This window comes from Haliea atlantica, assembly GCF_054779855.1.
Genome location: NZ_BAAGXL010000015.1, coordinates 1 through 21,564 on the forward strand (window position 1 = coordinate 1; position 21,564 = coordinate 21,564).

General features: G+C 59.2%; 21 protein-coding genes and 1 pseudogene. 4 read left to right on the forward strand and 18 right to left on the reverse strand.

Annotation, left to right across the window (positions count from 1 at the left end; translation table 11 throughout):
- The 4 genes from ACYVGS_RS10620 to ACYVGS_RS10635 all read left to right on the forward strand — a co-directional run.
- The coding region (locus ACYVGS_RS10620; protein WP_460588663.1) for an ABC transporter ATP-binding protein at window positions 1-1,025 on the forward strand (1,025 nt) is incomplete at its 5' end.
- The gene (locus tag ACYVGS_RS10625) at window positions 1,022-2,116 is read left to right on the forward strand and encodes an ABC transporter permease (protein ID WP_460588664.1); all 1,095 of its coding nucleotides are present in this window, start codon (window positions 1,022-1,024) and stop codon (window positions 2,114-2,116) included. The genes ACYVGS_RS10620 and ACYVGS_RS10625, both read left to right, overlap by 4 nt.
- Window positions 2,116-3,219: an ABC transporter permease gene (locus tag ACYVGS_RS10630; protein ID WP_460588665.1), complete on the forward strand. Its 1,104-nt coding sequence runs from the start codon at window positions 2,116-2,118 to the stop codon at window positions 3,217-3,219. The genes ACYVGS_RS10625 and ACYVGS_RS10630 overlap by 1 nt, the downstream gene beginning before the upstream one ends.
- A gap of 84 nt (window positions 3,220-3,303) precedes the next feature.
- A complete protein-coding gene (locus ACYVGS_RS10635) occupies window positions 3,304-3,774 on the forward strand; it encodes a hypothetical protein (protein WP_460588666.1) in 471 nt (156 codons plus the stop codon).
- Window positions 3,775-3,790: 16 nt separating this feature from the next.
- Here the strand turns inward: ACYVGS_RS10635 and ACYVGS_RS10640 are convergent, their stop codons facing one another.
- From ACYVGS_RS10640 to ACYVGS_RS10725, 18 genes and pseudogenes are all read right to left on the reverse strand, one after another.
- Window positions 3,791-5,449, reverse strand: a complete 1,659-nt coding sequence (locus ACYVGS_RS10640; protein ID WP_460588667.1) for a BCCT family transporter — start codon at window positions 5,447-5,449, stop codon at window positions 3,791-3,793.
- A 135-nt stretch (window positions 5,450-5,584) separates the two neighbouring features.
- Complete coding sequence (locus tag ACYVGS_RS10645) at window positions 5,585-5,866, reverse strand: DUF5676 family membrane protein (protein ID WP_460588668.1); 282 nt, start codon at window positions 5,864-5,866, stop codon at window positions 5,585-5,587.
- 91 nt (window positions 5,867-5,957) lie between these two features.
- A complete protein-coding gene (locus ACYVGS_RS10650; RefSeq protein ID WP_460588669.1) occupies window positions 5,958-6,503 on the reverse strand; it encodes a hypothetical protein in 546 nt (181 codons plus the stop codon).
- 62 nt (window positions 6,504-6,565) lie between these two features.
- A complete protein-coding gene (locus tag ACYVGS_RS10655; RefSeq protein ID WP_460588670.1) occupies window positions 6,566-7,483 on the reverse strand; it encodes a DMT family transporter in 918 nt (305 codons plus the stop codon).
- Window positions 7,480-8,181 (reverse strand): lycopene cyclase domain-containing protein, encoded by a 702-nt coding sequence (locus ACYVGS_RS10660; protein WP_460588671.1) that lies wholly within the window; start codon window positions 8,179-8,181, stop codon window positions 7,480-7,482. Before ACYVGS_RS10660 ends, ACYVGS_RS10655 begins: the two co-directional genes overlap by 4 nt.
- Before the next feature lie 6 nt (window positions 8,182-8,187).
- Window positions 8,188-9,078, reverse strand: coding sequence for a ribose-phosphate pyrophosphokinase (locus ACYVGS_RS10665; protein WP_460588672.1), 891 nt, complete (start codon window positions 9,076-9,078; stop codon window positions 8,188-8,190).
- Window positions 9,075-11,489: a phosphoketolase family protein gene (locus ACYVGS_RS10670; RefSeq protein WP_460588673.1), complete on the reverse strand. Its 2,415-nt coding sequence runs from the start codon at window positions 11,487-11,489 to the stop codon at window positions 9,075-9,077. Before ACYVGS_RS10670 ends, ACYVGS_RS10665 begins: the two co-directional genes overlap by 4 nt.
- A complete protein-coding gene (locus ACYVGS_RS10675) occupies window positions 11,486-12,595 on the reverse strand; it encodes an acetate/propionate family kinase (RefSeq protein WP_460588674.1) in 1,110 nt (369 codons plus the stop codon). The genes ACYVGS_RS10670 and ACYVGS_RS10675 overlap by 4 nt, the downstream gene beginning before the upstream one ends.
- Window positions 12,592-14,124 carry a thymidine phosphorylase family protein gene (locus ACYVGS_RS10680; RefSeq protein ID WP_460588675.1) on the reverse strand — a complete coding sequence of 511 codons (1,533 nt, stop codon included), beginning with the start codon at window positions 14,122-14,124 and terminating at the stop codon, window positions 12,592-12,594. Before ACYVGS_RS10680 ends, ACYVGS_RS10675 begins: the two co-directional genes overlap by 4 nt.
- Window positions 14,124-14,780 carry a hypothetical protein gene (locus tag ACYVGS_RS10685; RefSeq protein WP_460588676.1) on the reverse strand — a complete coding sequence of 219 codons (657 nt, stop codon included), beginning with the start codon at window positions 14,778-14,780 and terminating at the stop codon, window positions 14,124-14,126. The genes ACYVGS_RS10680 and ACYVGS_RS10685 overlap by 1 nt, the downstream gene beginning before the upstream one ends.
- Window positions 14,781-14,783: 3 nt before the next feature.
- The gene (locus tag ACYVGS_RS10690) at window positions 14,784-16,136 is read right to left on the reverse strand and encodes an MBL fold metallo-hydrolase RNA specificity domain-containing protein (RefSeq protein ID WP_460588677.1); all 1,353 of its coding nucleotides are present in this window, start codon (window positions 16,134-16,136) and stop codon (window positions 14,784-14,786) included.
- A gap of 71 nt (window positions 16,137-16,207) precedes the next feature.
- Window positions 16,208-16,864, reverse strand: a complete 657-nt coding sequence (locus ACYVGS_RS10695) for a methyltransferase family protein (RefSeq protein ID WP_460588678.1) — start codon at window positions 16,862-16,864, stop codon at window positions 16,208-16,210.
- Window positions 16,861-17,031: pseudogene (locus tag ACYVGS_RS10700) on the reverse strand (DUF2933 domain-containing protein); the annotation flags it as partial. The gene ACYVGS_RS10695 and the pseudogene ACYVGS_RS10700, both read right to left, overlap by 4 nt.
- Before the next feature lie 150 nt (window positions 17,032-17,181).
- Window positions 17,182-17,547 (reverse strand): cation transporter, encoded by a 366-nt coding sequence (locus ACYVGS_RS10705; protein WP_460588679.1) that lies wholly within the window; start codon window positions 17,545-17,547, stop codon window positions 17,182-17,184.
- A 76-nt stretch (window positions 17,548-17,623) separates the two neighbouring features.
- Window positions 17,624-18,064, reverse strand: coding sequence for an EMC3/TMCO1 family protein (locus ACYVGS_RS10710; protein ID WP_460588680.1), 441 nt, complete (start codon window positions 18,062-18,064; stop codon window positions 17,624-17,626).
- A gap of 75 nt (window positions 18,065-18,139) precedes the next feature.
- Complete coding sequence (locus tag ACYVGS_RS10715; RefSeq protein WP_460588681.1) at window positions 18,140-18,427, reverse strand: DUF2933 domain-containing protein; 288 nt, start codon at window positions 18,425-18,427, stop codon at window positions 18,140-18,142.
- Between the two features lie 43 nt (window positions 18,428-18,470).
- Window positions 18,471-21,008, reverse strand: coding sequence for a heavy metal translocating P-type ATPase (locus ACYVGS_RS10720; protein WP_460588682.1), 2,538 nt, complete (start codon window positions 21,006-21,008; stop codon window positions 18,471-18,473).
- 17 nt (window positions 21,009-21,025) lie between these two features.
- Window positions 21,026-21,457 carry a MerR family transcriptional regulator gene (locus ACYVGS_RS10725; RefSeq protein ID WP_460588683.1) on the reverse strand — a complete coding sequence of 144 codons (432 nt, stop codon included), beginning with the start codon at window positions 21,455-21,457 and terminating at the stop codon, window positions 21,026-21,028.
- Between the last annotated feature and the right edge of the window lie 107 nt (window positions 21,458-21,564).

Consider the following 21,564-nt stretch of genomic DNA (forward strand, 5'->3'; position numbering starts at 1 on the left):
GGCAGTCGTACCTTCTCGTGATCAAAAAAGTGCTTGCAATAGAGGAGGAGTCCATACACGTCCATTCCGTGCAGTGGTTACCCGATCATCTGCGGCTGATGGTGAAGACGGACATAATCGAAAACCGATTGTCGGAGTCATTGCCAAAGAGTCTCCACGTGGCGGCCGCTGAGCCCCGGCTCGAGGACCTGTTTGTTCTGCGGACGGAGAGGATGACCGGCGAGCAGCAGTTCCTGGAATTTTCCCGGGAGGACAAAGAAAATGGGGAGGGGTTGGCGGTAAATGGTCTCAGCGTCCGCTTCGGCCATTTCAAAGCCGTTGACCGGGTGAGCTTCGACGCCCCGCCCGGTGAGTTGCTCGCCTTGCTGGGACCCAACGGGGCGGGCAAGACAACCCTGATCAGGGCCCTTTGTGGACTTGTTACCATCGACGAGGGCAGCGCCCGGGTGGCAGGGCTGAGCCCGGGGGCGGGCAGTGCCGCCTTGCGTCGACAGATCGGTTACATGTCTCAACGATTTTCACTCTATCTGGAATTGACTCCCTGGGAAAATCTGCGTTTCTTTGCCAACGCTTACGGCCTGGCCGGAGGCGCGGCGCGTACTGCGATCGACTGGGCCCGGGGGGTAACGGGCCTGACGGACCTGCCCGACAAGCTCACCCGCGATCTCTCGAGTGCCTTGCGCCAGCGTCTGGCGCTGGCCTGCAGCCTTCTCCACAGGCCCCGGGTCCTGTTTCTGGATGAGCCCACCTCCGGTGTCGATCCCGTCGCCCGGTACCGTTTCTGGCGAGTTATCCGTGAGCTGGCCGTCAACGGCATGACGGTAGTGGTCACCACCCATTACCTGGAGGAAGCGGCTTATTGTGACCGTCTGGCGTTGATGCTGGACGGGCGGCTGCTCGCGCACGGCAGCAGGGCATCGCTGAATCATTCTCTTGGCCTCGATGCCGGCGCGACGGTGGAGGCGCTATTCACCGCGGCTATAGAACAGGCGGGAACGGCCAATTCCCGGGCATTGGGGTCATGAAAGGTCATCGGCTCAGGGCCCTCATCGTCAAGGAAAGTCGCGAGCTGATTCGCGATCCCATTACCGTTGCGCTGGCCGTGATTATGCCCCTGATCATGCTGTTTCTGTTTGGCTATGCGGTCAACCTGGACGTGGAGCGCGTCGCCCTGGGGATCTACGATCTGGACAACACGTCGGCAAGTCGCGCCCTGACCGCCCGTTTCGACAGCTCTCGGTACTTTCAATTACAGCAGAAAAGCACCGATCTTCACGACCTGGATTCGGCAATGCAGAGTTCGACGATCAAAATGGGAGTGGTGATTCCGGCCGGTTTTGCCCGGCGACTCCTCAGGGACGAGTCGGCGCCGGTCCAGATCATCGTGGACGGCGGCTATCCCGTGTTGGCTCGATTGGCCTCGGCCTATGCCGATGCTGTGATCGGAAATTTTCCCGCTCCCCGTCAGGCCGCCATTCGGGTCCAGGCCAGGGTCTGGTTCAATCCCTCCCTGCGCAGCGTCAACTTCGTCGTTCCCGGCCTGTTCGCCGTCATACTGATGGCGTTCCCGCCACTGTTGACCGCCTTGGCGATCGTGCGCGAGAAAGAGACGGGGACCATCGAGCAGATCTATGCTTCGCCGGTGACTTCGGGTGAGTTTATCGTCGGCAAACTGGTGCCTTACGGCCTGGTGGCGTTTCTGGAAATTCTGATGGTCATCGCAGTGGGGTTTGCCTGGTTCCAGGTGCCGATGACCGGCAGCCCGGCGCTGCTGCTGGTGTCCGCTTTGGTCTATGTGATGACTACGGTGGGCATCGGCCTGCTGGGTTCATCGCTGGTACGCACCCAGTTGGCGGCCATGCTGATAACGCTCATCGTCACGCTTATGCCATCGTTTCTGTTTTCCGGCTTTTTGTTTCCTCTCTTTACCATGCCCCTCGGCCTGCAACTCTATAGTCGTCTTTTCCCTGCCGGTGATTTTATGGAAATATCCCGCGGCGTGGTCCTGAAATCAGCCGGCCTCGAAGCGGTTATGCCGCATCTGGTGATGCTCATTGCCTATACGGCTCTGATATTTATCTTTGCGGTTTGGCGGATGAGGCAGAAGGTGGTCTGATGGGAATTGCCTTTCTGGGATTGTTGCGCAAGGAGATCGTGCAGTTCTTTCGCGACCGGTTGATACTGGTGCTGATACTCTGGCTTTACACCATCGAAGTGGTTATTTGTACCATCGCGCTCGGTTTCGATGTCAGCCACCTGCCCCTGGCGGTGGTGGATCAGGATCGCAGTGCGTTGAGTCGCTCGTTGGTCCAGAAATTCTCGGTGAGCGAAACCTTCGACCTGGAATTTCAGGAAGCTCGTGTGGCAACCGCAACAGACCATCTGGAAAAGGGTGATGCCGCTGCGGTGCTGGTCATTCCCGCCGGGTTCGAGCGTGACCTTGTCGCTGGCGTCGGCGTCCAGCTCCAGTTCCTCCAGGACGGAACCAATTCCAACATTGCCGCCAACGCCGTCAATGATGCTCTGCAGATCGTTCAGCGCCAGGAACGTGAGGTACTCAACACTGCTGGAGAGACGCGGGGCGCAGTCCCGCTGATCCGTATCTGGTATAACCCCGAACTCACAACATCGAGTTTTATGGTGTTATCCATGATCGCTCTGGCCGGCATGATGGTGGGTGTTATTCACCCGGCGGCGTCCATAGTCCGGGAAAAGGAGCGCGGCACCATCGAGCAGTTGCTGGTGACACCAATTTCCACCCTGGAATTGTTCCTGGCCAAGATCACACCGACGCTGATCATGGGCGTGTTGTCTATCTTTCCGAGCCTCGTGATTGTCAGAGCTTTCGATGTGCCTCTTCAGGGCAGTCTGCTTTTATTCCTGGTGCTGACGGCCATCTTTTTGCTCAGTGCGATTGCCCTCGGCGTGTTAATCGCCGCCTACAGCCGCACCCTTCAACAGGCGCTGCTGCTCTCCTTTTTCGGGCTTTTCCCGATAATGTTCTTGTCGGGCAGCCTTACCCCGGTAGAAGCCATGCCCGAGTTCCTGCAAACGCTCTCCCTGCTGAGTCCCCTGCGTTACTACATGGATATCGTTATCGGCATTTTTCTCAAAGGTGCTGGCCTCGAGGTTCTCTGGGATGAGGCTCTGGCCATGCTGGCACTCGGAATCCCCTTATTTCTTTTATCCCTCTGGGTATTTCGGCGCCGGGTGCAGTAAGGTGAGAGGAGTGAGCGCCAAAAAAGGCGACCGACAATGCCCATTATTCAGTTACTATCAATGAGCGACATGAGGAGAGATGTGATGTATACACAATCGGTAAAGACCATGATGGGAATCGCTCTACTGTTGGCCGCCAATATTGCGGTGGCGAAAGACGTAACCGGAAATTTTCAGGTTGCCGACGGAGTGGCAATCTATATTGGCCTGATGCCGGCCCAGATCGTCCAGGGCCACCCGGTCGATCATGAGGAAAGTCGCATGCATGGCGGCGTGCCCGGCGGGAACTCTCCGGTTCATTTGGTGGTAACCCTGTTCGACGATGCCACAGGTCAGCGTATCACGGATGCCTTCGTGAAGGCCGAGGTTGTGGAGCTGGGACTGGCACCCCAACGGAAGGATCTGGAGATGATGCACATCGCCGATACGGTCAGTTATGGCAATTATTTTTCATTGCAAAGTGAAGTTCCCTACCGTATTCGGCTGGTCATACAGCTGTCGGGGCGCGACGAGGTTGTGGAGGCAACCTTTAGCCACGATCACAAATCCCAATGAAGGCGGTTCGGATTGGCTAGTTGTCGCACTTCCGCGCGGGGCATTCCTCCGGAGCGGTTGGATGAATTTCTTCCTCTTCCCGGCGCTCCGCGTCCCGTTCGGATTCCCGCATTAGTAATTGTTCTATCCGGGTGTGGAGCAATTGTTCCTTTTCCTCCTGCCGCCTGATCTCCGCCGCGAGGTCTTTGTGAAGGGAGAATGCCATCAGTACCATCAGCAACATGAAGGGGAAAGCGGCGATAATGGATACGGTTCGCAGCCCGTTCAGGCCACCGCTTAGCAATAAGACGGAAGCCATTAGTAGCTGAAGTCCTCCCCAGAGGATTCGAACAAACCGTGTTGGAGTCAGAACCCCCTTGGAGGTGAACATGCCCAGCACAAAGGTGGCGGAATCCGCCGACGTCACCACGAACATGGAGACCAGCGCCACGGTCAGTATGGCCGCGAACTCGCCCCAGGGTAACTGATCGAGAAGTACGTAAAGTCCGGCCGGCACTTCCTCCGACACGGCATCTGCAATAGCGACGCCGTCGAACAAATCGAAGTAGATTGCGGAGCCACCGAAGGTGGCAAACCATAACATGCTTAAAGCCACGGGTACGATCATCACACCCAGGACGAACTCGCGGATAGTTCTGCCCCTCGAGATCCTCGCTATGAAACTGCCTACGAAGGGGGCCCAGCTCAACCCCCATGCCCAGTAGAACATGGTCCACTGCTCCACCCAGTGTTCGTGGGAATAGGGGGTGGTTACCAGACTCATCTCTATGATATTGCCGAGGTACTCACCCATTGTCTGGGTGAGTTCGCTGAAGATAAAACCGCTCGGTCCCGTGGCGAGCACAAAAAATAACAGTCCGGCGGCGAGCACCATATTGGCATTACTGAGATAGCGGATCCCCATGTTGAGGGGCGTCATTGCCGAAATGATGAACAAGGTTGCGAGTCCCGCGAGAATGTAGAATTGTGATGTCGTCGAGTAGGCAGCAACTCCCATATTGGCCAGGCCGCTGTTGACCTGTAACGCGCCAAGTCCGAGAGTCGTTGCGACGCCGAATACGGTGGAGATCACGGCCAGGGTATCGACGATATTGCCCCAGCCGCGGTCCACCCGATCGCCCAGTAACGAGCGGAAGCTTTCGCTGATCAGGCCGCGACTGCTGTGACGAAAACGCACATAGGCAATGGCCAGCCCCACCAGTGTGAAATTGGCCCATTGGTGGAATCCCCAATGGAAAAACGCGTAGCGCATTCCCAGTTGCGCCGCATCCGAGGTGCGGGGTTCGGCGAGACCAAGGGGCGGGTCATTGAAATGCATCATCGGTTCGGCCACGCCCCAGAAAACCAGACCGACACCCATACCTCCCGAGAATATCATCGCCAGCCAGCTGTTGAACGAAAACTCCGGCAGTTCATTCTCCGCTCCCAGGCGAATGCTTCCAAATTTGGAGAAGGCGAGAAACAGGACAAATAGCACAAAGCCGGTGGTTGCCACCAGATACATCCAGCCGAGATTTCGGGCGGTGACATCGAGAATTTGCTGGGCTGTGGATTCCACCGCATCGGGATACAGCACGGCGGTGGTGACGAAGGCAGTGATAATCAATACGGAGGTGTAAAACACTACTCCCACATCACCAAGATATTCCCGCAGAAATTTCGTTAACCTGTTCATAAACGATTCACTTGAAGCTATTCGCGTTAAGCTTCATGGGCATGAATGATGAAGTTCGAAAATTCGCCAACAGCCTGCGAATAATGGTCGAAGGTTCTCAAACGGTTCGTTCGACCTATGGCGGGTGTGATGCCGTCAATGGCCATTTCTGGAGAACCGCCGGTACAAGGGTACGAATAAAACCGCGATATACCAACCGTACAAATAGGCTTCGACTAAGCCAATGAAAAAGCCCGTCCACGTAAGCCATTCGAAACCGGGCAACAATGGCGCCCAAGCCTCATACATGCGCATCTGTTCCGGTGCAAGCAGGCCAAAGCCCACGCAGAGCAGGTAGCTGATTGCCAGTAGCAGTGACAAGGTGTTGCCTAACGGGACGATACGTAAACGAACATCAGGTGCGCTCGAATTGTGCATATATTATTTCCTCTCTAATTTGTGGCAGAAAACTGAATTGAACCTTGTCGATAGCGTGCTTCATTAGTCTGCCTGACGCGCGCTAGAGCATTTACCTGGTTTGGCCTCTAATATTGCGAGGCGGTTCGCCAGAGCCGTAGGAGCGAAAAGCGTTGTGGCTGAGCATGTGTCGGCGCGTCAGCCACATTATCAATGGTGGCAACAATAGCCACTGCAGCAGCGGGGAAAGGCCCACGCCCAGCAGCGGGATCATCGGCATGGAGTCCGTGTATGCCCACCGCTCCAGCGGGCCAGTCGCCAGCCATTCCAGAATGATGGTAACGACGAGAGCCGTGATAATTAGGATGCCGGCTGGCTTTTGCTCACCCTTCAGGAGCCATTGTCGATGTCCGCAGATGATCGATGACAACCAGAAGCTGGCCAGCAGAATCAGGATGTCACCGCTCGTGGCGCGTATACACAATCCGATCACCGAGCCGTGAGATGCCTCCGCCATCCCCGTGAACCAGGGCACCTGAAGAATCTCCCAAACAAAATTCGTCAAAAAACCGAAACCCGCCAGTGGCAATTCTGGAAATCGTGGATCGCGCCTGCAATCCGTGTCGCTGAAGATCCCTCGGCCTATCCGTTCGGTCATGCATTACACCGTTTGTTAGTATCTCCCATCAGTCTATTCACTGCGAATATCGATTGCAGTGATCAACAAGGTGCCTCTCTATTATCAGCCTCAATGACAGCATTTCGCCCTTGCATGAGGGCGATGCCGAAGGTGACTACGAGGATGCCCAGCGCCTGGGCAAGTTGCAGCCTTTCATCAAAGAACAAAAATCCAATCAGAAGCCCAAACACCGGGGTCAGAAAGCTGAAGACGTTCAGTTGGTTCAAGGGGGCGCGGGCAAGCAGCCCAAACCAGAGAAATATCATCGCGGCTGTTGCCAGCGCGGAGAGAATGAGCAGGGAGCCGGTGAACCGGGCTGTCCAGTCAACGTTCCAGTGCTCACCGGCCATCGCTGAGGCGAGCAACAGCATTCCGCCACCGAACAGAAGTTGGATCGCCATGGGTGCAGCGATGGAGCCGCCCGCTTCCTTTTTTAGCAGAATATTGCCTATCGCCGTTCCGATAGCCGCCATCAGGACCCAGGTAATTCCCCAGAGGTAGCCGTCATTGTTCCCGCCGAATCCCGGCCACGACAATAAGCCTACACCCAAAAAACCGGTGACCAACCCGGCTATACCCTTGGCCTTCAGGGTTTCACCAAGCCAGATGGCGGCGATCGCCGCGGCAATCAGGGGCTGGGTGCCCGCGAGCACGGTTGCCAGGCCCGGTGACAAGTGCCCGGCGCCCAGGAACATGCCGCCAAAGCCCAAAGCCGTGTACGATAAGCCGATCAGTCCCAGGTGTAGCAGGTTGCGGGGATTGAACTGATAGGTTCCTCGAAGCCGCGGCGCCATGCACACAAAGACGAGCAGCCCACCGGCAAGAAAGGCACGCAAGGCGGCAAATAAAAGAGGTGGGGCGTCGGGTAGGCCAATCACAATAAACGGGAAGCAAATGGCCCAGAGCAGCGCCACCATTACCATCCACGCAATATCGGTGGGTATGGGGTGCTCGCTCATGTTGACGCCTCGGGGAGGTACTGGTGCCAATAAAGGTGTTCGTAGAGAGAGCACCACATCAGGCCGAGAGTGCCGGCAAACAGCAGCTCCTCCACAGGGACACCGGCCACCAGCCAGCCGCTGAGGGACTCCAGTTGCCAGACGTGGTCAACATAGGCCGGATAAAACGCCACGAGGGAGGAGAAGTAGATGAAGTAGACCGCGGTGAAAATGACGGCCCCCACCAGCATCGGCCGCCACAGATCGGGACGACAGAGGCCATTGGCAATACCGCCGGACAACATGGCCAGCGATGCCGTATAAATTGGGTTCCAGGGGGTAGCTGCCTCTAGGAAAAGGAAGAATACGATAGGTGTCCACAGCACCACCTTGTGCCAGCGATGCCGGGAGTGATGGCGTTCCTCAACGGCAACAGGGGCCATGGCCACGGGGACAAGCGCGGGATAAATCGAACTGCTGATTCCTCCCACGGCAAAGGCGAAAATCAGGCTTTCCAGATCGAAACCGGTGCGTTCGGCCAGACTGAACAAGGTAGGCGGAAGCCAGTAGTCGGGTACGAATAGCGGTTCGCTCAAGCCCAGAGGTGCCGTGATCAGGCTCATGCGCAATATTTTGCTTCTCAGCCGCGGCCGCATCGCGAAAATCGTTCCCCAGATCCCCAGCAGTATCAGGCTCCAGACGAGGTACGCATACTGCATGACGCTTCAACCCAATACGCGGATGCTGTCGGCCAGAAGGCCGCCGATATCGATGGCATTGGTGGGGTGGGGGATGGCGTTGCTGGTCACCAGCCGACAAGCTATTGCGGTGAGTTTTTCGTCCGAACTCTCGGCGAAGATCCCATGGACCGCCAGGCACACGGCATCGGGCAGCCCCAGGCGTGTCAAATGCGACAGGGTTTCCAGCATGGTATGGCCACTGGAGATAATGTCGTCCACGAGTACCGGGGTATGGTCCCGCCAACGCTCGATCTGGGGTATGCTGACCTCGACGTCACGGTCGCCACGCCGGGTTTTGCTCAATACCGTGAAGGGGGCACCGGCCTGTTTTGCCACCGCCGCAACCCACTGCTCGCTCTCGCTGTCGGGGCCGATCAACACCGGCTTGTCGACATTGGCGGCGATCCACTCGGCGATCAATGGCGCGGCGTGGCCTGCCCGGGTGGGAATATCGTAAATCTCCGACAAGTCGTGATAGCGGTGCAGATGGGGATCGACGGTGACCAGCGCGGAAAAGTAGCGGGACAGTAGTTTCGCAAAATACCGCGACGTCACCCCCTCGCCGCTGTGAAAGCGCTTGTCCTGGCGCATATAGGGCAGGTAGGGCGCCACCAGCAATATCTCTCCAGCGCCGAGATCACGGAGGGTCTCGGCTAGCAGGAGCAGGGGAAGGATGCGGCGATCCGGCTGGTAGAGGTCCGCCAGCACCACCACATTGCGGTTTTTGACCTCGTCCAGTATCCGCAGATAGCTCTCGCCGTCGGGGAAGTGGCGCATGTCGAGACGCCCCGCCTCCAGGCCGAGTGATTCGCCGAGCCGCTGGGCGAGGGCTTTATCCTCGTGGAGGCTGTATAGCTTATGCCAAATGGTTGTCATGGGTTCTCCTCAGCTCGAAGCAGGGGACGTGGATCGATGCGACCGGCCAGGGCATCCTGCTCTGTAGAGGTCAGCCAGTCGGCGATATTGTCTCCCGTCAGTTCGGCGACGGCTGCGAGGACGTGCAGCCAGCTGCAGCCGTTGGCGAACAGCATGCCTTCCACGTCCAGAGTGCCGCCCCGGTTGCAGTAGCCCAACACCCGCGCGGCACGGCCCGCCGGCAACAGGCCCCTGATCGCTTCCGGGCGGGTATGGGTGAGCACCACCCGGTTGGCCTTAGCGGGCAGCAAGTCGTCTAGGGCTGCCTGACTGCCAGCTTCCAGGGTGTCGCGGGGAAATTCCCGGAACCGTCCGGGTTCCAGCAGATAGGCGACAGCAGCAGTCATGCCGCGATCCGCCAGGCGCCGCCAGGCCAGCAGGCACTGCTGCAACTGATAGGCGCCGATCGCCACCAATTGGATGGCCGCGCTGGCATCGCCCCGCAGGCAGGTGCCCCCGTCGTTCACGAGTTGGTTGGCCTGCTCCCCGGACAACATCACCGGGAGCTTGCCCTTGGGTACCACCAGGGCATGGATCTCCCCCTGGCGGCGGTAACAGTCCGCCAGGGCGGCGAGAGCGCTGTTGGCATCCGCCGGGAAGCGCACCACGCTGGTGTCCGCCATCTCCCCCAGCAGGGCTTCGGCCAGGGTGGGATCCTGGTGGGACTGTTCGTTCTTGCCATTCTCCCAGGTGTGGGAGGTCAGCAGGAAGGGCACCGACAGCCAGCGGGGCGGTCTGCCGGCCTCCTTCTGGTGGCGGGCAAAGATGATCTCCTGGCGCAGGATACCGAGCATCTTCACGGCAAAGGCCTCATAGCTGACCACCAGGTTGATGCCGCCCTTGTTGCCCAGCGCCGCGCAGGCCACGGCCTCCTCGTTCAGGGCCGTGATCACGGCGCCGTCCACTGCCTCGTCGGCACCGGGCTCCGGTCTGTATACCCGGTGCCGGAAGCGCTCCAGTGTCTTGCCGAAGCGGTTGCTGCGCAACTCGTCGGGATTGCCGATGCGCACCCGCCATTCGGGGTTGGCCTCGGTGAGGGCGACAAAGTATCCATCGAGTGCCGCCATGGGGGACTCGCGGCTGTCGAGCGGGTGCCATGCCGGTGTCACCGGGTTCTTCAGTGTCACCGAACGGCGGGTAAGCGGGTGGTTTTTCTCCAGCGCCCGCCCCTGACTCTCGTGGTTTTGCAGCTGGCGAGTCGCCTCCCGCAAGGCATCCGCCGGCACGAACAGGCGCGACGCGCCGCTGTTGAATTCCGCTGCGGCTGATGCGTTCTTGGCGGGATTGCCCTGAAGGGGCAGGTTGTGGGCACGATTGGTGCCGGCGCCGGGAAAGCCGTAGCCCTTGGGGGCCTCGGCGATGACGTAATGCAGTGGAACCGGATAGGTGGTGGCGCCACTTTGAATGGCATCCGCGCATCCCTGCAACCGTTCCTCGGCTTCGATAATGGCCCAGGCGAAAGCCGCCGGGTCGGTGCCGTCGATCAGCAGGGGATCGAAACCATTGTGGCGCAGGTGGCGAGCGAACCACTCGACGCCGCCCTGTTGGAACAGGGTGGAGCGCTGCTCGATGCGCCGCCCGTTGGCGATCATCACCGGCGTCACCAGGCCGCAGTCCTCCGCCCGCCACCAGCGGGGTGCCCAGTCGCTGCCGCGTTGCTCCTCGAAGGCGCCGTCACTGAGAAAGGCCACCAGGCGCTCGCCGGGCAGGGGCATGTGCACGTACTCCAGCTCGGCAAAGCCGAGATAGCCTCCCTCGTGGAGACCGCCGGCGGTATGGACATTGACATGGCTGCCCAGGGGGGAGGCGGGAAGACCATCCGGGCCCAACCCATAGGTGTAGAAGTCCCGCGTCAAACGGGAAAGCCCCTCGTCCGACCAGGCGTAGCGATCGGCGTGGGCGGATTCCATGTTGCCCACCAGGAGATTACAGGCGTCCACTGCCGCCACGCAGTGGCCCTGGCCCATCAGCCAGCTACGGGTGACGCCGGAGAGGGCATCGGCGGTGAGGTAGCCGATGTAGGCGGGCACCATATTCAGGGAGCCGCCGGTGTGGCCCTGGGGGTCGTCTTTGAAGTCCCCGGCACTCAGGGGACGGCCGTCGAGATAGACATTCCTGGCATAGGTCATGTGGACCACCAGCCACATGCCGGCATTGGCCAATCGGTCCGCAGCTGCCAGCGCTTGGAACACCGCGGTCTTGTCCGCGATCTTGCCGGTCTCCTCCAGATCACAGGCAAGGCGGAAAATGCGCACCTGGGTGTCATCCTGGTGTTGGATAACCCCATAGCCCTGCGCCCAATGGGCAAATTGCTTATCGTGTTCTCGGTACTGTCTGGCAAGTGCTGCCAGTCGATGTTGCTCGTGGCTCATTGTGATCCCTCCAGTGCCAACCCCTGTTCGCAGAGTTCCCGTTCCTCGTCTCCCGCCAGGGCATATAGGCCCACCGAGCTATCTGGCGTACTGATGCGACCGCCGTTATCGCCCAGGCCGGCATTTCTCCCGGCATCCATGCGCAGGCCGAGCCATGCCAGCGGTTGCACGATGTGCTCGCGAATGACCGGCGCGTGCAGCCCGATGCCGCCACCGAACACCAGGGCGTCGAGGCCCCCCAGCACGGCGGCGTAGGCGCCGACGTATTGTCGTATGCGGTAGCAGAATTGCTCGATAGCCATCGCGGCCTCCGGCTCCCGGCTCGCCAGCAGGGTGCGCATATCGCCCGATTCCCCGGAGACCGCCCGCAAGCCGGATTCCTGATTAAGCATCGTGGCCAGGTTCTCGCCGCTGTAATGTGGCAACAGGGCCAGCAATGCGCCGACATCGATATCGCCGGGGCGCGTGCTCATCAGCAGACCGGACAGCGGCGAGTAGCCCATCGAGGTGTCTTGGGGGTGGCCATTCAATAGCGCTGTTGCCGAACAGCCACCGCCCAGTTGCAGGGTGATGACCCGGCCGGCGGCGCGAGTCGGGTCGTGCTCCCGCAGCTCACGCCACAGTGCGGCGTGGGCGAGACCGTGAAAGCCGTAGCGCCGCAAACCGTGGTTCTTACAAAGACCACGGGGCAGCGGAATCCGCCAGGCGACTTCGGGCATTGTCCGAAAAAGCCCGGTATCCGGGACCAGGATTTGTTGGGCGTCAGGCCAACAGTCCATCGCAGCCTGCAGCCAGCGGTGGGCCTTCGGGTTGTGCAGCGGCGCTAGCGCAACGAGCTTGTCGAGTTCTTCGGCATCTTCCCCACGATATTGATAGGGTCCGGTCAACCAATCGCCGCCGTACACCCAGCGATGCATCACCAGTTCGGGAGAAGGCAGGTTGAGCAAAACGGACAGTGGATCGATCGCTGCTGTTTCGGATTCATCGTAATGAAGTCGCTTCATTCGATTCACAGTGCCCGCTTCGATCCGGTAACTGGCCAACCGTACGCTTTGGCTGCCGGTGTTGATGCTGAGCGCGATGTCTGTGGCGCGGTCGGCAGTCATTGCGATGCACTACTTTTATCTGATTGCTCGCCAATGCGAATGACATCCGGATGTGTGTCCAGGTATTCCAGGGCATAGGCGAGCTCACCGGCAGTCTCGGTGTGCAGAGTGAACAGGGGCTGGCCCCGTTCGACCCGATCGCCAAGCCGCACATGCAAGTCGAGCCCGGAGGCGGGCGCGCCCGGTGCGCCCGCGAGTTTCGCAATGCGTGCCAGCACGCGGTTGTCGATAGCGGTGACAATGCCCTCACGGGTCGCCGGCGCCGGCTGCGTCAGTGCTGCCACCGGCGGTGTGCGTATGCCGCCCTGGGCTTCGCAGATGGCCTGAAATTTCCGCCAGGCCCTGCCGCTGCTCAGGGTTTCCGCCGCCAGAGCGGTGCCGCTACCTTCAGCGACAAGTCCCCCCAGCTCGAAAATCGCGCCAGCCAACGCAATGGATCTTTCCCGTAAATCCGCGGGCGCGTCATCCTCGTTCTGCAACACCGCCAGGACGTCCCGGGCCTCCAGGGCGGGGCCGATGCCGCGTCCTACTGGTTGCATGCCATCGGTAATGACCGCCCGCACCGCCAGTCCAATCGCTTTGCCGGTGTCGCACAATAGCGCCGCCAGGCGCCGGGCGTCGGTTTCGCTGCGGACCTTGGCCGTGGGTCCCACCGGCAGGTCGAGCACTACATGGGTGGCGCCGGCGGCGGCTTTTTTGGACAGCACCGAAGCCACCAGTTGCCCCTCGCTGTCGAGATCGATGGCCCGTTCGATACGGATGAGAATGTCATCGGCAGGGCTTAGGGATACCGCGCCGCCCCAGGCAATACAGCCGCCTTCCTGTTCCACCACGCGGCGCATGTCGGCAATGGAAAGCGCGACGGGCGCCAGGGTTTCCATGGTGTCGGCGGTGCCCGCCGGGGAGGTGATCGCTCGGGACGAGGTCTTGGGCATGACCAGTCCTTCCGCGGCCACCATGGACACTACCAGCGGCGTGGTTCGGTTGCCGGGCAAGCCCCCGACACAGTGCTTGTCGACGACCATTGTCCGGCGCCAATCGAGGCGTTCCCCTGCGTTGATCATGGCCTGGGTCAGGCCGGTTATTTCCCTTTTATCGAGTCCATGACTGGCGCAGGTGGTGAGAAAGGTGGCCAGTTCTACATCGGTATAAAATCCCTTGCACACATCCGAGATAATGGCGTCAAACTGGGCGTCACGAAGCGGATTGCCGTAGATCTTGGCCCGTACCGCACTCATCGAGTCCACGGTGGGCGCGTGGGTGAAACCGGCGCGCTCGCCGTTCTGGGGATTCAGGGCGTGCCAGGCGGACTCCGAGAGGCCGAATTCGTCCGGAGCCAGCCAGCCGCCGTGAATGACGTTGAGGGTGGCTAGAATGCTGCGTTCGTTGATGTTGACCTGAATCCTGCTGTGGGCATTGAACCCTTCAGAGCGGCAAACATGGCAGTCGCCGCGCATATAGACCACCAGTTCCTGGTGGGTATCGACACTCAGTCGACGGGGTTTGAGCAGGTAACGTTGTCCGTCCATCAATCGGATTCCCCGTTTTCCCGGCGGCTTTCCGCGGCGTTTTCGATACGTTCCAGAATGGCCAGCAGGTCCAGGGTGTCGTTGCTGAAATGCACGCGGCGCAGTACGTCCCAGTTGTCATGCAGGTGTTGTCGCAGGCAGCGGACGATGCTTTCCAGGGAGACGATGTGCCACTTGTGGGGGGATGCTCCGAGCTCTTCGCTGTCGTCGACATCGCCGAAGGCGACCATTCTAATCCTATGGCCGTGCTCGCTTTCGGCATGTCCGTGTTGGAGAAGCTCATAGGCCAGGTTCCTCGACTGCGAGGGAGTACAGCACCCGAACCGCATCAGAGCGCCGGCCAGGACCTCCGGTTTGCGGGCGGGTGGGTTGAACCGGGCTCGTCCGCGCTTGACCTCGCCGACGATCATATCGGCACCGTCCTGGGGGGCGCCCAAGGCCACATCCGGCTCGAAGCGGACGTCGCCGACGAGTTTGCGCCTTTTGCGGACGCTCGTTTCCCGGCCGGCATGGGGAAACCGAAAGGCGAGGATGTCCAGGTCGCTGACGGTGCGGACATTGCCGCCTTTGGTCGTCTCCATGAGCGGATATTCCGACACGCAAAAATAGCCGTTGATTTGCAGATAGGCTTTGACCAGTGCAACAGCGGTATCCAAGGCTTACTCCAGTTCGATGGTCTGTCCCTTCTCGGGGCAGGCCGTGTTCCAGTTTAGTGAGCGGGTAATATGGTCGGCGAAACCACGCCTGGCCTCCGCCTCACCGTGGATGACAAACGTCTGGCGGGGCGGATCGGCCCCCTGCAGCCAGGCGGTGAGTTCCGTTTGGTCTGCATGGGCGGAGAGGCCTTCGATGGTTGCCACCTGTGCCTCAACCATCAGGTCTTGACCGAGAATCCGAACGTCCCGGGTGCCCGCTTGTAGTTTGGCTCCCAAGGTGTTGGGCGCCTGGTAGCCGACGATCAGCAGGGTATTGCGAGGGTCCGGAAGATAGCGCTTCAAATGGTGCAGGACGCGACCACCCGTGGCCATGCCACTGGCGGCGATAATGATCTTGGCGCCGGAATGGGTGAAGATTTGTTTGGAGTCCTGTACTTTGCGGGTATAGTGGGCGCGATCACACATTTGTTCACATTCGTCACTGTTCAGGCGGTGGGCCTCGGGGTAGCGGCAAAACAGTTTCGTGGCGTTGATGGCCATGGGGCTGTCGAGAAATACCGGCAGATCCGGTATCCGGCCCGCGGCGGTGGCTTTGGCCAGCAAGTGCAGGAGGCTCTGGGCCCGGCCCACCGCAAAGGCCGGGATAACCACGGTGCCGCCCCTGTTCGCAGTCTCATTGACCAGCTGCTCCAGGGTCAGGGCGGGATCTGTCGGGGGGTGTTGCCGTGTGCCGTAGGTGGATTCCACCAGCAGGTAGTCGGCGCCGGCGAAGGGCTCGGGGGGCTGCATGATGGGGTCCACGGGGCGCCCCAGATCGCCTGAGAAGCAGAGGCGGTGATCGCCTACCTGCAGATACAGGCTTGCAGCCCCAAGAATGTGGCCGGCGGGGATAAATTGTGCGCTCACGTCAGGGGCGACAGGAAAAGATCTTTGCATCGGGCGTGATTCAAAGAGCTTTAGCGTTCTCTCCGCATCCTCTTCGCTGTATAGCGGTTCGTGATCCGGCGTATTTATCCCGTGTCGTTGCAGATAGCCGAAATGCTCATTTTGCAGTCTGGCGGAATCCGGGAGCAGGATGCCGCAAAGTTCAGCGGTGGCCGGTGTTGTATAAATCGGGCCCCGGTAGCCATTGGCCACCAGGGCTGGCAGAAAGCCGCTGTGATCGATATGTCCATGAGTGACCAGGACGGCATCCAAAATTCCCGGAGAGAAGGGCAGGGCTTCGCGATTGAAGGACGCGGCTTCAGGGCCGCCCTGGAACAACCCGCAATCCACTAGAAGCCGGTGATCCCCATGTTCCAACAGGAAACGTGAACCCGTGACGGTGTCGGCCGCCCCCATAAAAGTAATCTTCATCGTCTCTCGCTATCTGTCTCAATGTCACAAGTGAAAATGTCGGTGGAGAAACCGCTGTTTCTGGCACCTGCCTAGCCGCCCGGGGCTGCTGTTTTACGCCAGTCGGGAATAAACCGGGGTGTCTTCCGTGCGTATTGTCGCCACTGCTCCCCGAACTCAGTTTCGGCGGCTTTTTCCTCGCTTTTGGCGAGGCGCACGTACATGTAAACCAGCACCGGGTACATGGCGAGGGTCAGCAGCGTGGGCCATTGGAACAAAAAACCCGTCATGATCAGGATAAAGCCAAGATATTGCGGGTGTTGCATCCGGGCATAGAGCCCCTGCCTGGCCAGTGTTTTTGCCTTTTGGGCGGCGTAGAGTTCCTGCCAGCCCTTGGAGATCAGCCAGAAGCCTCCACCGATCAGCGCGAAACTGAGCAGGTGGAAAGGCCCGAAATGCGGATTGGCTTCCCAGCCGAATATCATTTCCAGTAAATGGCCGGCGTCATGGGACAGCCAGTCCACCTGGGGGAAACGGGACTGCAGCCAGCCCGACAGCAGATAGATGGTCAGCGGAAAGCCGTACATCTCCGCAAATAGTGCGACAAGGAACGCGCTGAAGGCGCTGAAACTGCGCCAGTCCGTGCGGGTTTTCGGTTTGAAAAAACTCAACGCAAAGAAAATGAAAACCGCCGAGTTGACGATAACCAGGCCCCACAAGCCGTAGGCTTGCATGCTCTCGTGGTTCACGCCTTATCCTCCTTGTCGTCATCCGCCATTTTGTCGAGCTGTCGGTCCAGCTTTTTATCTTCCCGGTAGATCACGAGAAGCATCAGCGGGCACAGAATCAATATCAGGTAAAGCACCATGCCCCATAAATGGGCTCTGTGCTCCTGCAGGAGAAGCAGTGCGGCAAACGCGGTGAAACCACAGAGAACAAATCAGTATCGCCAATTGACGGGGCTGTTCGGCTTTTCCCCTTGGGGACTATCGCTCTGTTGTGATTGTTGGTTCATTTTCGCACCTGTCTTCGGTATGCGGGAGCAAAGGGAATGAGGTTTCAGCCCCTATTTCCTGGTATGTGGGGGTGTGCGGTGACAACTCCAGGGCTCATGTCGGACATTCTCCTTGACGTTCTGATCGACGAACCGGTAGTACTCTTCTTTAAAATGCGTCCACCAGTCATCTTTGGGTTGAATACCGTGCTTCGTCAGAATTTCCTCCACGCAGTCGATACATAACCGGGATGCGTCATAGGAGAAATCGAGTTTGGTGGATTTCTCATTGAAAATGACTTCATCCAGGCCGTATAGCTGGTCAATCTCTGCAATGGCTTCGTTCAGTTTCGTGCTATCGATGGGCATCACAAGCCTGAGATGACGATGTACCAGGTTGACCTCTGAAACGCCCAATCGGTGTTCTTTGTGTTTCATTAACGGAGCTCCTTATCGCTGTATCGGGGCCATATTCAGCATCAGGGTTGAGGATGCACAGTTCCCGTCGGAACAGCTATTTCTTGTGAATATGTTTGCGGAGCTTTCTCTCTTGCGCCTGGTGCTCATTCATCTGATCCATCATTCCTTGCATCATGTTCCGGTGTTCGCTCATCATGCTCATGCACTTTTCCATGTTCATGGGCGCCATGTCCTGACCCCTGTCGCCGGGCTGGTGTGATGTGCCCATATTCATCCTCATCATATGCATGCCGGATTGCATGGCATCCATGTGTTCCTCCATTAATTGCTGGCGTTTCTCCGGATCCTGCTCGGTTTTTATCTCTTCCATCAATGCATGCATTTCCTGCATGTGCTCGTGCATCGATGTCATCTGTTGACCGTGTATTCCCATGGCGCCGTCCGTCGTCTCATCACTGTGTTGGTGACCGTCCTGGGCGAAGACAGGGGTTGCAATAATTGCAGCGAGGGTGATTACTCTGGACAGTTTTTTCATGGTGCTCTCCTGGTAGATAAGTTGAAAAGTCGATTTCGGTTGGTGAGGGTTGAGCTCACCGGTTGTATATAATGCCTATCGTCGCTTGGCAGCCTCTTTTCGGCCTTCTTCCAGGCCCCGGCGATAGGCTTGGTCCGCATCCGTTTGTTGATGTTGGCCGTGACCGTGCTCTCCACCACCGTGCCCGCCGTGGCCCTTGTGCATAAAGAGGTGCATCAGTGGACACAGCAGGATAATCAGAAAGGGCAGATACGGAAGGAGGTGAGCGCCGTGTTCCATAAAGAGAAAATAGAGTGCGGCGCCAATCAGTGTGAGTGTTGCCAAGCCGTGAAGGCTGGTCCAGTATCCGGGTTTGCTTGCCATGTTGCTTTTTCCTCTGCCGCAGCGCTGTTAATTTGGAAGCGGATTATTTATCCACATTCAGTTTCACCCGCTTCAGGCGCAGTGAGTTGCCGATCACCGACAGGGAGCTGGTAGTCATGGCGATCACCCCAATCATGGGGTGAAGCAGACCCACCGCAGCGATGGGGATGGCCGCCAGGTTGTAGAACCAGGCCCAGAACAGGTTCTCCACGATCTTGCGGAAGGTGGCCCGTGACAGGCGAATGGCTTCCACCACCTTGGACAGTTCGCCTTTCACAAGGGTGACATCCGCCGCCTCGATGGCGACGTCCGCGCCGGCGCCGATGGCAATGCCCACATTGGCCTGTTTCAGTGCCGGGGCATCGTTGATGCCGTCGCCCACCATGGCCACCTGCTGACCGTACTTTTCCTGCAACTTTCGGATGGCGTCCACCTTGCCTTCCGGCAGGACACCCGCCAGCACCTCGTCGATGCCCACCTGCTTCGCCACGTGGCGGGCAGTGCGCTCGTTATCGCCGGTGATCATGACGGTGTGAATCCCCAGTTCATGGAGAGCGGCAATGGCAGCTTTCGAGTCCTCCTTGATGGTGTCGGCCACGGCGACAATGCCAGCGGCGCGGTCTCCAGCGGCCACCAACATGGCGGTCTTGCCCTCATTTTCCAGTCGGACCAGCGCCTCTTCCAGGTCGCCCAGTTCGATGTCTGCTTCATTGAGAAGCCGGCGGCTGCCGACGCGAATGAGTTGGTCGTCGACCCGGCCTTCCACCCCGCGGGCGGTAATGGCCCGGAACTCGGCGACGGTCGGAACATCCAGGCCCTTTTCTCGCGCACCGGCTACGATGGCTTGCCCCAGAGGGTGTTCGGAGCCCGCTTCCACCGACGCCGCGAAGCGGAGCACGTCGCCCTCATCGAAGTCGGCGGTGGCAATCACGTCGGTGAGTGCCGGCTCGCCTTTGGTGATGGTACCGGTCTTGTCGAGGACCACGGCCTTGATGTCCTTGAGGGATTGAATGGCTTCGCCGGAGCGGATCAACACGCCGCTCTCGGCGCCCAAACCCGAGCCCACCATGATGGCAGTGGGGGTGGCCAGTCCCAAAGCGCAGGGGCAGGCGATGACCAGCACGGAAATCGCCGAGAGAATCCCCAACATTAAGGGTGAAAGTTCCGGGTTAACCCAAGGCAGGAATTCGGCGCCCCAGTAGAGAATCGGTCGCAGCGGCTCGGCGAACAGCAGCCAGACCACCAGGCTCGCCAAACTGATGACAATAACCCCCGGGACGAATTTCGCGGTCACCTTGTCGGCGAATTCCTGGATGGGCACCCTGGACCCCTGAGCCTGCTCCACCAGCCGGACGACCTGTGACAGGAAGGTATCGGCGCCCACCCGGGTGGCGCGCACCTGGAGCATGCCTTCCTTATTGATGGTGGCACCAATCACCCCGTCGCCGGGCCCTTTCTCCACCGGCACGGACTCGCCGGTGGCGATGGATTCATCCAGGTGGCTGTTGCCCTCGACGATCTCGCCGTCGGTGGGCACTTTGGCGCCGGGGCGGACCACCATGATGTCTCCCACCTGGAGTTCCGGCACCGGCACTTCTACTTCCTGCCCATCACGCAACACGGCAGCGGTCTTGGCGCCCAGCTTGAGCAGCTTCTTGATCGCTTGGGAGGCTCGCCCCTTGGCCCGGGTTTCCAGGTAGCGGCCGAGCATGTGAAAAGTCATGATGGTGGCGGCCATCTCAATAAAAGAGGTCATGGGATAGACAAAGCCCACCAGCCCAATCAGGTAGGGGGGCAGGCTGCCCATGGAGATGAGCACATCCATGTTGGCGGTACGGTTGGTGAGGGAGCGCCAGGACGAGCGGTGCGTGGCCCAACCACCCCGGAGGAACACCACGGGAAAGCCGAGCAGGACCACCCAGGCCAGATAACCTGGCACCGGCACCAATAGCATGTGTACCATCATCAGTACCATGATCAGGGTGGTGGGTATAGCGGCGAACCACAGGCGCTTCCATGCCTGGTCGAGGTAGCGTTCCTCGACGGCTTCATCCGCCTCCGTATCCGTCTGCTCTCGGTTTTCGCTGACGCCGGCCACCTCGTATCCCGCACGTTCAATGGCGTTTTTGATTGTTTCTGCATCCGCCGTTGCCGGATCAAAGCGAACCGTCACCTTGTGATTGGCAATGTTGGTGGAAATGTCAGTGATGCCGGCGAGACGCTTGATGGAGCTGGAAACCAGTCCGGCACAGTGATCGCTGCCCATGCCGGGGACAGTGAAAGTGGACTCACCGCCGGTCTTCGGTGGTGAGGATGTCGTGCTGGCCACGTCGTAGCCGGCTTTTTCAATGGCACTCTGGATAAGGTCGCCACTGGTTTGGGATGCGTCGAATTCAACACCGACGCGATGATTACCGATATTGGTATTCACGGTAAGAATGCCCGGCAAGCGCTCAATGGACTCGGTAATCAGGCCGGCACAGTGGTTGCTGCCCATACCCGGTACTACGAATTGGATGAATTGCTGGTTATCGCGATCATTGACTGTTTGTGATTGTGAGGTCGAGCTGGGGGTGTCCATGAGATCTCTCCGATTGCTTATGCGCCGATGTCGCCAGCTGCCACGGTGTGGTCAAATTCTTCGATCAAGTGGCAGATCATGTCACCTGTCGGTGCTCGGTCCGGCTTCTGGCTCCAGGTTTCAATCGCCGTCATCATGCGTTGGCGAAGTTGCACGCTGTCTTGAAAGCTCTTTTCAGTTTCGATCAAACGCTGCCGGATTAGCTCCCGGACCAGTGGGCAGGGGGAGCGACCCTGTTCGGCGGTACTGAGAATTTGACCAATATTCTCCACCGAAAACCCCAGTTGTCTAGCGCTCAGAATAAAACGCAGCAGGCGCCTTTCCTTGTTGCCATACTCTTTATATCCATTGGTAGGGTTCTTGCTCGGGTTGAGGTAGCCGACGCGCGTGTAGAAGCGCACTGTATCCGCGGTTACCCCAATCTCCTTGGCTATTTGGTTGACTCGCATTTGATCCGTATCCTCTTTACCCGCCATTAGCGATCAGGCTAGACCTCCTAACAGGCTGTTGAAAAACCCTGCTTCAGGGCAAGGTATTTGAGATAATGCCGGCGGCA

What these genes read in the sequence shown, in the direction of transcription:
- ACYVGS_RS10625 (WP_460588664.1), top strand. Translation starts at nt 1,022, where the DNA reads ATGAAAGGTCATCGGCTCAGGGCCCTCATCGTCAAGGAAAGTCGCGAG.
- ACYVGS_RS10630 (WP_460588665.1), top strand. Translation starts at nt 2,116, where the DNA reads ATGGGAATTGCCTTTCTGGGATTGTTGCGCAAGGAGATCGTGCAGTTC.
- ACYVGS_RS10635 (WP_460588666.1), top strand. Translation starts at nt 3,304, where the DNA reads ATGTATACACAATCGGTAAAGACCATGATGGGAATCGCTCTACTGTTG.
- ACYVGS_RS10640 (WP_460588667.1), bottom strand. Translation starts at nt 5,449, where the DNA reads ATGAACAGGTTAACGAAATTTCTGCGGGAATATCTTGGTGATGTGGGA.
- ACYVGS_RS10645 (WP_460588668.1), bottom strand. Translation starts at nt 5,866, where the DNA reads ATGCACAATTCGAGCGCACCTGATGTTCGTTTACGTATCGTCCCGTTA.
- ACYVGS_RS10650 (WP_460588669.1), bottom strand. Translation starts at nt 6,503, where the DNA reads ATGACCGAACGGATAGGCCGAGGGATCTTCAGCGACACGGATTGCAGG.
- ACYVGS_RS10655 (WP_460588670.1), bottom strand. Translation starts at nt 7,483, where the DNA reads ATGAGCGAGCACCCCATACCCACCGATATTGCGTGGATGGTAATGGTG.
- ACYVGS_RS10660 (WP_460588671.1), bottom strand. Translation starts at nt 8,181, where the DNA reads ATGCAGTATGCGTACCTCGTCTGGAGCCTGATACTGCTGGGGATCTGG.
- ACYVGS_RS10665 (WP_460588672.1), bottom strand. Translation starts at nt 9,078, where the DNA reads ATGACAACCATTTGGCATAAGCTATACAGCCTCCACGAGGATAAAGCC.
- ACYVGS_RS10670 (WP_460588673.1), bottom strand. Translation starts at nt 11,489, where the DNA reads ATGAGCCACGAGCAACATCGACTGGCAGCACTTGCCAGACAGTACCGA.
- ACYVGS_RS10675 (WP_460588674.1), bottom strand. Translation starts at nt 12,595, where the DNA reads ATGACTGCCGACCGCGCCACAGACATCGCGCTCAGCATCAACACCGGC.
- ACYVGS_RS10680 (WP_460588675.1), bottom strand. Translation starts at nt 14,124, where the DNA reads ATGGACGGACAACGTTACCTGCTCAAACCCCGTCGACTGAGTGTCGAT.
- ACYVGS_RS10690 (WP_460588677.1), bottom strand. Translation starts at nt 16,136, where the DNA reads ATGAAGATTACTTTTATGGGGGCGGCCGACACCGTCACGGGTTCACGT.
- ACYVGS_RS10705 (WP_460588679.1), bottom strand. Translation starts at nt 17,547, where the DNA reads ATGAAACACAAAGAACACCGATTGGGCGTTTCAGAGGTCAACCTGGTA.
- ACYVGS_RS10710 (WP_460588680.1), bottom strand. Translation starts at nt 18,064, where the DNA reads ATGAAAAAACTGTCCAGAGTAATCACCCTCGCTGCAATTATTGCAACC.
- ACYVGS_RS10715 (WP_460588681.1), bottom strand. Translation starts at nt 18,427, where the DNA reads ATGGCAAGCAAACCCGGATACTGGACCAGCCTTCACGGCTTGGCAACA.
- ACYVGS_RS10720 (WP_460588682.1), bottom strand. Translation starts at nt 21,008, where the DNA reads ATGGACACCCCCAGCTCGACCTCACAATCACAAACAGTCAATGATCGC.
- ACYVGS_RS10725 (WP_460588683.1), bottom strand. Translation starts at nt 21,457, where the DNA reads ATGCGAGTCAACCAAATAGCCAAGGAGATTGGGGTAACCGCGGATACA.